The sequence below is a fragment of the Methylobacterium bullatum genome, assembly GCF_014845095.1.
Lineage (GTDB): Bacteria > Pseudomonadota > Alphaproteobacteria > Rhizobiales > Beijerinckiaceae > Methylobacterium > Methylobacterium bullatum.
Window position 1 is genome coordinate 23,078 of sequence record NZ_NKUG01000098.1, and the last position, 11,088, is coordinate 34,165.

Genomic DNA, 11,088 nt, shown 5'->3' on the forward strand with positions numbered 1-11,088 from the left:
AAACGGCTTCGGCGGCCGGCTTATAGCGGGCACGCCCCGTCCTCTCAACCCGAAGGACGAAGACGGCGCATCCACAGCGGAATTCCCTTGGTCATGGCTTCGGCGCAACAGTGCCGGAAATTCGCCCGATTGCTGGTGTCTTCTCACAGCAGAAGACGCCGGCCCGGACCGTTCTCCACGTCCGGCGCGGCCACGACCAAGCTCTCGACCCCAGGCTCACGACCCTTCGCGACGCTCCCGCCGATGCGCCGCGGCCCTTCACAGGCACCAAGAGACCAAAAGCCATGCGCGTTGCCCTGACCTCCGCCTTCCTGCTTTCCGGACTCGTCGCCGCCGCTGCGGCCCCGTCGAAGGACCCGTCCGGCACCTGGCTCACGAAGGATGGCCGCGCCAAGATCCGCATCGATCATTGCGGCCCGAACAGCGCGAACATCTGCGGTAAGGTCGTGTGGCTGAAGACGCCGACCACCGAGACGGGTGCGCCGCGCACCGACGCCAAGAACCCCGACCCGAAGAAGCGCCTGCGCCCGGTCATCGGCCTGCAGCTCATCGAAGGTCTCGCCCCCGACGAAGAGAAGTTCTCCGGCGACATCTACAATATCGACGAGGGCAAGATCTATCAGGTCAGCCTGGAGCGTGAATCCGGCTCCGAGTTGAGCGTGTCCGGATGCCTTCTCAAGGTCCTGTGCGGCTCGGAAACCTGGACCCGCGTGCCGGACGTGAACCAGCAGGCCGCCGTGACTCCGGCTTCCGAAGCCGCTCCCAAGCCGGCGCCGAAGCCCGCGGCCAAGCCGGCCGCGCCTCAGGTCGAAGCCAAGAAGTAGCGGCTCAGATCGCGGCGAGGCCCCGTTTCACGGCGGGCCTCGCCAGGACTGTGTCGAGCCAGCGACGGACATTCGGCAGGGTCGCCAGATCGATTCCCTGCTTCTCGTGATGCTTGGCCCAGGTCAGGATCGCGATGTCGGCGATGGAATACGTATCGGCGATGTAGTCGCGATCCGCCAAGCGCCGGTCGAGCACGCCGTAGAGACGATGGGCTTCCGCCGAGAACCGTTCGATGGCGTAGGGGATCTTCTCCTCCGCATGGATGCGGAAATGGTGCATCTGACCGAGCATCGGTCCGAAGCCCCCGACCTGCCAGAACAGCCACTCGTCCACGGCCACCCGGGCGCGTTCGTCGGTGGGGTAGAGGCAGCCGGTCTTTCGCCCTAGATATTGCAGGATCGCCCCCGATTCGAAGACCGTGATCGGCTTGGCCCCCGGGCCGTCCGGGTCGACGATGGCCGGGATCTTGTTGTTGGGTGAGATCGCCAGAAAGTCCGGCGCCAGCTGGTCGCCCTTGCCGATATTCACCGGCACCACCCGGTAGGGCAGACCGCACTCCTCCAGCATGATGGGGATCTTCCAACCGTTGGGCGTGCCCCAGGTATGGAGGTCGATGGGCTTCTGGGTGGCGGCGGCCATGGGAAACGTTCCGCTCCTGTCAGGGTCGCATCATGTCGCCGGATCAAACCGGGCGAGGGGCGGATGGTTGCAGGATCCGCGCCGCCATCGAACGGTGGACGGTGTGCCGCGGCACCGCGAAGGATCTTGCCCTTTCCCCGACTTCTGGCTGTGATGATGGCGGTTCCGGCGCCTCACCGTGAGCGCAGGACAACAGCCTGGGGTTGCAATCATGCGGTTTCGTTTTCTTCCGGCCGCGGTGGTCGCGGCGTCGATGGTGCTGGGTTTCGCGACGACGGCGTCCGCCAAGGACCCCGTTGCCGCCGCTCCGGAGCCCGCCGCGAAGGAACTGACGGTCGGGCAGAGCGCCGCCCGCGAGCGGCAGAAGAAATGCGGTGCCGAGTGGCGCGCCCTCTCGGTTGCCGACAAGGCCGCGCAGGGGCCGAAATGGCCGCAATATTTCAGCAAATGCGTCAAGCGCTTGAAGGAGATCAAGGCCTGATCTAGTTCGATTCGGGACCGGCTCGAGCTACGATTGCTCCGGGCCGGAGCGGAGAAACGGGCGGATGCGGGAACGCGAGGCGCTGCAGCGCGTGGTGGCGGTGGCCGCGATCATACCGGTGGCGTCGGGGCTCTTCGGAATCCTGTTCGGGCTCGGAGGAGTCGGCGGCGACAGCCTGTCCCAGATCTCCGCCGACAGCCATTTCCGCTATCTGTCGGGGCTGCTGACGGGCATCGGCATCCTGTTCTGGAGCTGCGTACCGGCCATCGAGGCGAAGTCGCGCCTGTTCCGCTTCCTGACCCTCGTCGTCGTGCTCGGCGGGCTGGCGCGGTTGCTGGGCCTCTACCTCACCGGCCTGCCCTCGGCGGTGATGCTGGGTGCCCTGGCGATGGAACTGGTGGTGACGCCCCTCCTCTGCCTCTGGCAAATGCGGGTCGCGGCCAAGGCCGCGGATGCGGCGGCGGCCGGGCCTTCTCCGTGAGCGTGATTTCTGCCGGAACACGCCCCTCCCCGGTCGACCGCGCCCTTTCGCTCATGGAGCGCATCGTCCCCGCGCCCTCCGCCTGGGCTTTCGCCCTGCGGATCTGGCTCGCCATGGTGCTGGCCCTCTACGCCGCGTTCTGGCTTCAGCTCTCCGGCGCCTCGTCGGCCGCCGTCTGCGTGGCGATCCTGGCCCAGCCCAAACGCGGACAGGCCCTGTCCAAGGCACTGTACCGCTTTCTCGGCACCCTGGCGGGGGGCGCGATATCGATCCTGCTGATCGGTGCGTTCGGACAGGACAGGGTTCTCCTCTTGGTCTCCGTGGCGACCTGGCTCGGCCTCTGCGTCTTCGTCGCCCACTTCCTGCAGGACACGCGGGCCTATGGCGCCATGCTGGCGGGCTACACTGTCGCCATCGTCGCCGTCGCCCATATCGACACGCCGCAGGCGGTCTTCGAGGCCGCCATCGACCGCGTCGCGGCGATCACCATCGGCATCGTCGCCATTACCTTCATCAACGACGCCCTGGCCTCGCCGAGCACGTGGCGCACCCTGCGCAAGCCGCTCTCCGAGGCCCTGTCGGCCACCCGGGCCTTCGCCCGCGAGACCCTGTCCCAGGCGGATCCCGGCTCGGAGCGGGCGGCGGCCCTGATCCGGCAGATCGCGGTGATGCGCGCCGATGCCAGCGCCATCGGCGGCGAGCTCGACGACGGCGCCCGCCGGGGCGCCGGGGCGCGCAGCGCCATCGCCGCGCTCTACGCCATGGCGGCGGCGAGCCGCGCCTTCACCGCCGCCGCTGCGATGCTGGGTCGCGACAGCGCGGCCGTCGCCGAGGCCCGCCGGATCTGCCTGGGTCTCACCGATGACGGGACGCCCGATGCCGAGGCGGCCGCGCATCGCCTCGGTGCCCTGGTGGATGAGGCGATCCAGGGTGGGACGAACGAGCCCCTGGAGATCCTGGCGCTACAGCGCGGCCTCGATTTCGCGCGCGCCGCCTCCTTCGCCGCGGACGGATTGAACGCCCTCTCCACCGGCTGCCGACCGAAGCGCGATGTCGCCCTGCCGACGCATCGCGACATGCCCGTGGCCCTTCGCGGCGCGGCGCGGGTGGGAATCGCCTTTGGCGCCACCGCCCTCCTCCTCATCGCCGCCGGCTGGCCCGCCACGTCCTTCGCCCTGGTGCAGGTGGCGGCGACCTGTTCGCTCTCGGCCATCGCGCCGGATTCGAAGGCCTTTGCCCGGGGCGTACTCATCGGAATGCCCGTGGCGGCGCTCTGCGCCGGAATCGTGCTCTTCGGCGTGCTGGGGGGCGAGCAGGGCTTCCCGCTGCTCGCCATCGCCATCGCGCCGGTGATCTTCGTGGCGTGCTTTCTCAGCCTGAATCCGCCGACCTTCGGAATCGGCTTCATCCTGCTCGTGTTCTTCATGGTCCTCCTGTCGCCGTCCAACCCGCAGACCTACGACGGACAGACCTTCCTGGCGAACGCGTTCCTGGTGACCATGGCGGCCTGCATCTTGTTCGTCGCGGTGCGGATCGTGCTGCCGATCTCGCGCGCCCAGCGCCGCGCCTTCGCCCTCGATTCGGCCCGGGATTCGGTGCTGGACGCGCTGGCCGGCGATGGCGGCGACGCCACCACCCGCACCAGCCTCAACAGCGATCGGCTGCTGCAATTCTCGCAATGGAGTTCGGGCAGCGGCGCCGTCCGCGCGGCGAGCCTGGAGCGTGCCTTCGACCTGGCCCGGCTGGAATCCGCCGCCGCCCGCGCCCATGCCCAGCTGTGCCGCCTCCCCGACGATCCCGCCCTGAACGATGCCGCGAGGCAGGCGCGGGAGGGGCTGGAGGCGGCGGACGCGGCCACGCTCGCCCGGTCCGTTCGCGCGTTCCTCCGGCACGGCCGATCCGTGAGCGCCCCGACGCGGCTCGACACCGCCCGCCTCGTCAGCGACCTGGTGACGGCGGGCGGCATCATGGAGAGCCAGCACCGCCTCCTGCGCCGCCTCGGCATCCTGCGACCGGCCTGATGGAGGCGCCCCATGCGGCATGACATCGATCTCGGCGGCGTCCTGATCTCGCCTTTCGTCGCCTATGTGCTGGCGGCCCTGGCCATCATGGTGCTCCTGCGGTTTGGCTTCAGCCGCATCCGCTTCAGCCGCTACGTCGCCAACCCGCCGCTGGCCGAGGCGGGGATCTTCGTCTGCATCCTCGCGCTTCTCATCGTTCTCTTCTGAGCAATGTGGCTCGCCGACATGGATCTTGCCTGACAATGGCCGACGACGATCTCTCCGACGCTCGCCCGTCCCGCGAGCGCGTGCCGTCCCTCGCGAGGCGCCGGCGTTGGCGCGTGGTGCGCCTCCTGGCGACCGTGGTGATCCTGGCCTGCGCCTGCCTGGCCGCCGCCCTGGTCTGGCAGTTCTACGTCACCGCGCCCTGGACCCGCGACGGGCGCGTCCGCGTGCAGGTGGCCAGCGTAGCGCCCCAGGTCTCCGGCCAGATCATCGAACTGCGCGTGTCCGACAACCAGACCGTCGCCAAGGGCGATGTGCTCTACGTCATCGATCCGGTGGATTTCGACATTGCCATCGCGACCGCCCAGGCGGAGCTCGAGAACCGCGAGGCCGACCTTCAGGTCAAACGGACCCAGGCGGCCCGGCGCGAGGCCCTGACCACCCTCTCCACCTCGGTGGAGGAGAAGCAGCAATATGCGGGCACCGCCAAGATCGCGGAGGCGGCGCTCGCCTCCGCGAAGGCGCAGCTGCATCAGGCCCGGGTCAACCGAGGACGCACGGAAGTGCGCTCGCCGGTGAACGGGCGCGTCACCAACCTCCTCCTGCGCGCGGGCGACTACGCCGCCGCCGGCACCGTCAACGTCGCGGTGATCGATACCGATTCGTTCTGGATCGACGGCTATTTCGAGGAGACGAAGCTGGCCCATATCCATGTGGGCGACGCGGCGAAGGCCGAGCTTCTCGGCTACTCGGCGCTCATCGACGGCCGGGTGGAGAGCATCACCCTCGGCATCAGCAACGCCAACGCCTCGCCGAGCACGCAGGGCCTGCCCAATGTCGACCCGGTCTATACCTGGGTGCGCCTCGCCCAGCGCGTCCCCGTGCGCATCCGCATCGAGAGGGTTCCCGACGGCGTCACCCTGGTGGCCGGCATGAACGCCACCGTCTCCGTGGGCGAGCCCGGTGCCCATGGCGGCACGTTCTGGAAGACCCTGCGCGACCGCTTCTCGGGACCCTCCGCCTCCTCCGGGCAGGAGCGTGTTTCGGGGGCGGCGGCCCGCTGAAGCCCTGGCCAGGACGACGTCGCGCTTCGCCGAATGCCTCGGGGCAGCATGCCCAGGCGATGGAGAGGTGAAAACTTCTTCAGTATTGGCGCGAAGTTGAGCACGGATCGCGAAGCGGTTTCAACCGCGCTTAAGGACCATGAGCGATTCTTCCGGCATCTTCTCGGCTGGGTCGGGTCACGTGCTGAAATCCATCGACGCCTTTGAGAACGACCCGACCGCGGCGCCCGGAGACGGGGGCGTCACCGACGCGGTGGCCGGCATGGCGACACTCATGCGCCACGCCGCCCGCGCCAATGGACAGGCCGCCAGCTTCACCCGCGAGATCCGTCGCCAATCGACCGGCGTCGACCGTTCCTTGGCGGCGACGCTCGGCAGCGTCGGCCGCGACACGGCGGCGGGAACGGCCGAGCGCCTCCGCGGCGAGCTCGTGGATGCGGTCGGTCAGGCCATGCGCGAGATCAACGCCGAGATCGCCCGCATCGGCGCGCGCATCGACACCAAGGCCACCGAGGCGAGCCGGATCGTCGCCGCCATCGACGGGATCGGCGCGACGATCCGGATGCTGTCGTTGAACGCGACGATCGAGGCGGCGAGAGCCGGTGAGCATGGGCGCGGCTTCGCCGTGGTCGCCGCCGAGGTCCGCGCCCTGGCCGACCAGACCCGGGAGAGCGCACGCAACGCGGCAGGCATCATCGATTTCTCCGATGTCCGCGCCGATCTCTCTGCCCTGCGCGTCTCGACGGACCATGCCCTGGACGGACTCGCCGGTTCCGTGCGGGCCACCGCCGACCGGATCGAAACCCTGCTCGGCGGTGTTGGCGTCGAACTGTCCGCGATCAGCGCCAGCAACGCCTCCATCGGTGAGGCTCTCGGTGCCATGCAGAGCAGCATCGACCGGACGGAGGCCAAGGCCGTCCGCGCCCTGGCTCTGGCCGATGCCACGCTGCAGGCGGCCGCCTCGGGCCTGCCCGCGCCGGACATGGCCCGGCACGGTCTCGCCCGCCGTCCGAAAGGCTTCGATCTCCTCGACGACATCCGGGCTCGCGGTACCCTTCGGATCGCCGTGGAGCCCGATTTTAAGGGATTGTCCTTCCGCAAGGCCGCCGGCGGCGCCCTGCTCGGCCTCGACATCGCCTATGCCACGGCCTTCGCGCGGTCCCTCGGCGTCACGCCGGTCTTCGTCGAATGCCCCTGGGACCAGTGCACGGAACTGCTCGATGCGGGCCGGACCGCCTCCGAGGCGCCCGCCGACATCGTATGGTCGGCCCTGCCGCCGAGCCCGGGATTCGGCGCCATCGCCTATTCGCAGGCCTATACCCATCTCCACTACGTGCTGGCGCGCCGGACCGGCGACACGCGCATCCGCAGCCTGTCCGACCTCGACGGCCGGACGCTCGGCGTCATCAACGATCCGAGCGCCTACGCCACGTTGGAGGCCGCCGGACTGCGCTGGGCCGAGAACCTGCAGGCTAAGGGAAGGCGGGTGGCGACCCTCGGCAGCCTCGTGCCGATCACCGACCAGGGCCGCATCCACGACGCCCTGGCTGAGGGCGTGGTGGATGCCTTCGCCGTGGACGCGCCGATCATGCACTGGGCCTGCACCGGCGCCGACAGCCCGTGGCGCGGCCGCATCGAGATCGTGCCCGGCAACATCGCACCCGCGCCCTGGTACTACACCGCCGCCGTCGCCGACCATCCGAGCGCCTGCCGCCTGCTCATGGCGGCGGATGCCTTCATCGCTGCCTTCGCCGGCACGCCCGAGCGTGCCGCGATCGAGCGGCAATGGCAGGGCGGCGCCATTGCCGGCACGGGCGGTTACCGGGACGAGCCGGGAGGCTTGCGCGGCGCGGCGGAACTGGCGGCCGATTACGCGGAGGCGATGGGACGGATGCCCAATCTCGCACCTTCGCGCGGCGGCGTGGCACTCCGGAACGTTGCCTGAATCCGGCCCCGGAACGCGGACGATCCTTTGCCGACCACTTTGTCGACCACCTGGCCAACCACCTGAATGGGCAGCGCATTTTAAGATGTGGCGGAATGGGAAAGAATACAGTTGCCGGAAAGACGAGATAGGGGCTTGACGTAAGGGCGATCCAGTCGCACCTTGATCATGTGCTCTTGAACAAAGCACAGCTCAAGCAACGAGGAGGCGTAGATCGGTTGTCGATCACGACCAACTTAGAGGCAGGAGACGGGAATGACTCCACCCCAGCAGGATGCTGCGACGATCATCCGGGACTAATTCGGCCTGGACGTTGAGTAGCACAAACGCGAATCACGGGACGGAAGCGGTCTCCGGGGCGCAGAAGCGGCCGATACGGCACGACTTCGAATGCGCAGAATGCCCCAATTCGACCGCTTCCGCCGCCGGTCCATTGTCTTCATCCGACGTGTCCGAGCCTCGAGGCCCGCAAACCTTCCCACATAACTGATCGCCGATTTTGAGAGAGCGTGGTTCAGCCCCCAGGGCAAAAAACCGCCGTCCTCATACCGCCGGATCATGAAAGTGTTGGATGCTCTCGCGATCGATCTCGGAAGCTTTTCGCCCGCGAGGGACCGGCTTGCCGAGCGCCATGGTCTCGTCAGCGCTGGCGGATCGGCCGCAGCGGGCCGTGGAAGAATCCGGGCTCCATCCCGATCTCGGCGGCGCGCTCACCGATCACGCCGAGGCCGCCCATAAGCCCCATGATCGGCGCATCCAGCAGGGCCGGATGGTTCAGGGCCTTGCCGATCTGGCGGCCCTCCCACCATAGCTCCGCGAAGAGAAGGGCGAGGAGGCCGAGCAATCCCCAAGTCTCCAGGCCCCACCCGAGGAGATAGACGCCGTAGGGCGGCGACAGGACCGTGCTGAGACGGGACAGGCCGATCACCCCGGCGAAGCCCAGGACGAGGATCAGGGGCAGGCGAACGAGAAGGCGCCGATACAGGCGCAAGGCCAGGTTGAGTTCCTCGACGGAGGAGTGGTCGAGCCTGAGGGGCATTTGGGATTTTCCTGTGCCGTTCGCGCGCCCGAGCGCCATGCCCCCCGATAAAAGTGGGAGATGTGTGGCTGACGGGCGCCCGCCCCGCCACCGGTGCCATCACGAGGGCCGACACATGTGCCTCTAAGACATCTCGTTAGCCGCCTCCGCGCGCCCGCCGGCGCATTGCGCTGACCATGATGCGCCAGGGCCGATCGAGGATGTCTTTGTCGGGTTTGAGCAACCGGTTGAAATGAGAGCCTCGACAACGGCGCGGCGCGGGTCACTCGATCCCGAGCTTCGCCTTCAGCAGGGCATTGACCGCGGCCGGATTGGCCTTGCCGCCCGTGGCCTTCATGGTCTGGCCGACGAACCAGCCGAGCAGGGTCGGCTTTTCCTTGGCCTGCTGAACCTTGTCGGGGTTCTTGGCGATGATCTCGTCCACCGCCGCCTCGATGGCGCCTGTATCGGTCACCTGCTTCATGCCGCGCGATTCGACGATCTCGCGCGGGTCACCGCCCTCGGACCAGACAACTTCGAAAAGGTCCTTGGCGATCTTGCCGGAGATCACGCCCTCGCCGATGAGATCGACGATGGCGCCGAGCTGATCGGCCGAGACCGGGCTCGTCTCAATGCTGTGGCCCTCCTTGTTGAGGCGGCCGAACAGCTCGTTGATCACCCAGTTCGCCGCGGCCTTGCCGTCGCGGCCCTTGGCCACCGCCTCGAAATAATCGGCGGAGGACCGCTCGGCGATGAGCACGCCGGCATCGTAGGGAGAGAGGCCGTAGGACTCGATGAAGCGCGCCTTCTTGGCGTCGGGCAGTTCCGGCAAACCCTCGGCCAAAGCATCCACATAGGCCTGGTCGAATTCCAGCGGCAGCAGGTCCGGGTCGGGGAAGTAGCGGTAATCGTGCGCCTCTTCCTTCGAGCGCATGGAGCGGGTCTCGCCCTTGCCCGGATCGAACAGGCGGGTCTCCTGGGAAATGGTACCGCCATCCTCGATGATCGCGATCTGGCGCCGCGCCTCGACCTCGATGGCCTGCCCGATGAAGCGGATCGAGTTGACGTTCTTGATCTCGCAGCGGGTGCCGAGCGGCTCGCCGGGCTTGCGCACCGAGACGTTCACGTCGGCGCGGAGAGATCCCTTCTCCATGTCGCCGTCACAGGTGCCGAGATAGCGCAGGATGGTGCGCAGCTTGGTCACGTAGGCGCGCGCTTCCTCGGAGGAACGCAGATCCGGCCGCGAGACGATCTCCATCAGGGCGACGCCCGAGCGGTTGAGGTCGACGAAGCTCTGGGTCGGGTTCTGGTCGTGCAGGGACTTGCCGGCATCCTGCTCGAGATGCAGGCGCTCGATGCCCACCGTGATGGTCTCACCCTCGGGCAGGTCCACCAGCACCTCGCCCTCGCCGACGATGGGGTCCTTGAACTGGCTGATCTGGTAGCCCTGCGGCAGGTCCGGGTAGAAATAGTTCTTCCGGTCGAACACCGAGCGGTGGTTGATCAGCGCCTTCAGTCCGAGGCCGGTGCGCACGGCTTGGGCCACGCATTCCTCGTTGATGACGGGGAGCATGCCAGGCATCGCCGCGTCCACCAGGGAGACGTGGTCGTTGGGCTCGCCCCCGAATTCCGTCGAGGCGCCGGAGAACAGCTTCGAGCGGCTCGTGACCTGGGCATGGATCTCCATGCCGATCACGACCTCCCAGTCGTGCAGGCCGCCCTTGATGAGTTTCTTAGGGTTCACGGCAGCGGTCATGATGGCCCGGATTCAGTGTTGCGCGGCGCGAAACCGCACCGGAAAGGTGGAAGGACCGGCCGGCGCGGTCAAGCGCGCAGGCGATAGAGCTGATGGGCGAGGAAGCCGAGGGTGCCCCACAGGAAGCCCGCCATCCAGCGAATGGGGAAGAAGGTCGGCCCGTCATGGCTGATCGGCGCCGGCCAGGGGATGCCGATGGCCGTGACGGCCCAGGACACCATAACCGAGATGGCGAAAGCCATCAGCGAGACCAGGATGACCTTCACGAACTGGTCCGACTTCCAGCCCATGACCAGGGCGATGGCGATCAGGACGGGATCGAACGCGGCCCAGATCCAGACGTCGAAGGGATAGACCGGAACGGTCATGGTCGCGCTTTCATGCCCACCACGCCTTCGGCAGCTTGGTCCGCCCGGCCGCCGTCTCGATCACTTGGGCGGCGGCGAACAGCGTCTCCTCGTCGAACGGTCGCCCGATGAGTTGGAGGCCCAGCGGCAGTCCCTGCGCGTCGAGCCCGGCCGGCACCGAGATGCCGGGCAGCCCCGCCATGTTCACCGTGATGGTGAAGACGTCCTGGAGGTACATCTCCACGGGATCGCCCGAGCCCTTCTCGCCGATGCCGAAGGCGGCGGACGGGGTGGCGGGGGTCAGGAT

Annotated in this window: 12 protein-coding genes; 7 read left to right on the forward strand and 5 right to left on the reverse strand. The window is 68.0% G+C overall.

Annotated elements, in window-relative coordinates; all coding sequences use genetic code 11:
• Positions 1 to 284 precede the first annotated feature (284 nt).
• A complete protein-coding gene (locus tag MBTS_RS14840; protein ID WP_056149369.1) occupies positions 285 to 824 on the forward strand; it encodes a DUF2147 domain-containing protein in 540 nt (179 codons plus the stop codon).
• Positions 825 to 828: 4 nt separating this feature from the next.
• On the opposite strand, the gene MBTS_RS14845 is transcribed toward MBTS_RS14840, so the two are convergent.
• Complete coding sequence (locus MBTS_RS14845) at positions 829 to 1,464, reverse strand: glutathione S-transferase N-terminal domain-containing protein (RefSeq protein ID WP_147831473.1); 636 nt, start codon at positions 1,462 to 1,464, stop codon at positions 829 to 831.
• A gap of 211 nt (positions 1,465 to 1,675) precedes the next feature.
• On the opposite strand from MBTS_RS14845, the gene MBTS_RS14850 reads away from it, so the two are divergent.
• The 6 genes from MBTS_RS14850 to MBTS_RS14875 all read left to right on the forward strand — a co-directional run bounded on the left by MBTS_RS14850 (position 1,676) and on the right by MBTS_RS14875 (position 7,660).
• Positions 1,676 to 1,945, forward strand: a complete 270-nt coding sequence (locus MBTS_RS14850; protein WP_018043490.1) for a hypothetical protein — start codon at positions 1,676 to 1,678, stop codon at positions 1,943 to 1,945.
• A gap of 64 nt (positions 1,946 to 2,009) precedes the next feature.
• A complete protein-coding gene (locus tag MBTS_RS14855; RefSeq protein ID WP_056149365.1) occupies positions 2,010 to 2,426 on the forward strand; it encodes a DUF4345 domain-containing protein in 417 nt (138 codons plus the stop codon).
• Between the two features lie 53 nt (positions 2,427 to 2,479).
• Positions 2,480 to 4,447, forward strand: coding sequence for an FUSC family protein (locus tag MBTS_RS14860; protein WP_192215938.1), 1,968 nt, complete (start codon positions 2,480 to 2,482; stop codon positions 4,445 to 4,447).
• A 12-nt stretch (positions 4,448 to 4,459) separates the two neighbouring features.
• The gene (locus tag MBTS_RS14865; RefSeq protein ID WP_018043487.1) at positions 4,460 to 4,654 is read left to right on the forward strand and encodes a DUF1656 domain-containing protein; all 195 of its coding nucleotides are present in this window, start codon (positions 4,460 to 4,462) and stop codon (positions 4,652 to 4,654) included.
• Between the two features lie 35 nt (positions 4,655 to 4,689).
• A complete protein-coding gene (locus tag MBTS_RS14870) occupies positions 4,690 to 5,715 on the forward strand; it encodes an HlyD family secretion protein (RefSeq protein ID WP_056149361.1) in 1,026 nt (341 codons plus the stop codon).
• Positions 5,716 to 5,854: 139 nt separating this feature from the next.
• A complete protein-coding gene (locus tag MBTS_RS14875) occupies positions 5,855 to 7,660 on the forward strand; it encodes a methyl-accepting chemotaxis protein (protein WP_192215934.1) in 1,806 nt (601 codons plus the stop codon).
• Between the two features lie 640 nt (positions 7,661 to 8,300).
• On the opposite strand, the gene MBTS_RS14880 is transcribed toward MBTS_RS14875, so the two are convergent.
• From MBTS_RS14880 to MBTS_RS14895, 4 genes are all read right to left on the reverse strand, one after another.
• Positions 8,301 to 8,699 carry a hypothetical protein gene (locus MBTS_RS14880; protein ID WP_056149356.1) on the reverse strand — a complete coding sequence of 133 codons (399 nt, stop codon included), beginning with the start codon at positions 8,697 to 8,699 and terminating at the stop codon, positions 8,301 to 8,303.
• Positions 8,700 to 8,961: 262 nt separating this feature from the next.
• Positions 8,962 to 10,434 (reverse strand): Asp-tRNA(Asn)/Glu-tRNA(Gln) amidotransferase subunit GatB, encoded by a 1,473-nt coding sequence (gatB, locus tag MBTS_RS14885; protein WP_056149354.1) that lies wholly within the window; start codon positions 10,432 to 10,434, stop codon positions 8,962 to 8,964.
• 68 nt (positions 10,435 to 10,502) lie between these two features.
• The gene (locus MBTS_RS14890) at positions 10,503 to 10,802 is read right to left on the reverse strand and encodes a hypothetical protein (RefSeq protein WP_056149352.1); all 300 of its coding nucleotides are present in this window, start codon (positions 10,800 to 10,802) and stop codon (positions 10,503 to 10,505) included.
• Between the two features lie 10 nt (positions 10,803 to 10,812).
• A partial coding sequence (locus tag MBTS_RS14895; protein WP_244973571.1) for an amidase family protein occupies positions 10,813 to 11,088 on the reverse strand: 276 nt, incomplete at its 5' end.

Excerpts from the sequence above, each read along its gene's own strand:
- MBTS_RS14840 (WP_056149369.1), top strand. The coding sequence starts at position 285 with ATGCGCGTTGCCCTGACCTCCGCCTTCCTGCTTTCCGGACTCGTCGCC.
- MBTS_RS14845 (WP_147831473.1), bottom strand. The coding sequence starts at position 1,464 with ATGGCCGCCGCCACCCAGAAGCCCATCGACCTCCATACCTGGGGCACG.
- MBTS_RS14850 (WP_018043490.1), top strand. The coding sequence starts at position 1,676 with ATGCGGTTTCGTTTTCTTCCGGCCGCGGTGGTCGCGGCGTCGATGGTG.
- MBTS_RS14855 (WP_056149365.1), top strand. The coding sequence starts at position 2,010 with ATGCGGGAACGCGAGGCGCTGCAGCGCGTGGTGGCGGTGGCCGCGATC.
- MBTS_RS14860 (WP_192215938.1), top strand. The coding sequence starts at position 2,480 with ATGGAGCGCATCGTCCCCGCGCCCTCCGCCTGGGCTTTCGCCCTGCGG.
- MBTS_RS14865 (WP_018043487.1), top strand. The coding sequence starts at position 4,460 with ATGCGGCATGACATCGATCTCGGCGGCGTCCTGATCTCGCCTTTCGTC.
- MBTS_RS14870 (WP_056149361.1), top strand. The coding sequence starts at position 4,690 with ATGGCCGACGACGATCTCTCCGACGCTCGCCCGTCCCGCGAGCGCGTG.
- MBTS_RS14875 (WP_192215934.1), top strand. The coding sequence starts at position 5,855 with ATGAGCGATTCTTCCGGCATCTTCTCGGCTGGGTCGGGTCACGTGCTG.
- MBTS_RS14880 (WP_056149356.1), bottom strand. The coding sequence starts at position 8,699 with ATGCCCCTCAGGCTCGACCACTCCTCCGTCGAGGAACTCAACCTGGCC.
- gatB (WP_056149354.1), bottom strand. The coding sequence starts at position 10,434 with ATGACCGCTGCCGTGAACCCTAAGAAACTCATCAAGGGCGGCCTGCAC.
- MBTS_RS14890 (WP_056149352.1), bottom strand. The coding sequence starts at position 10,802 with ATGACCGTTCCGGTCTATCCCTTCGACGTCTGGATCTGGGCCGCGTTC.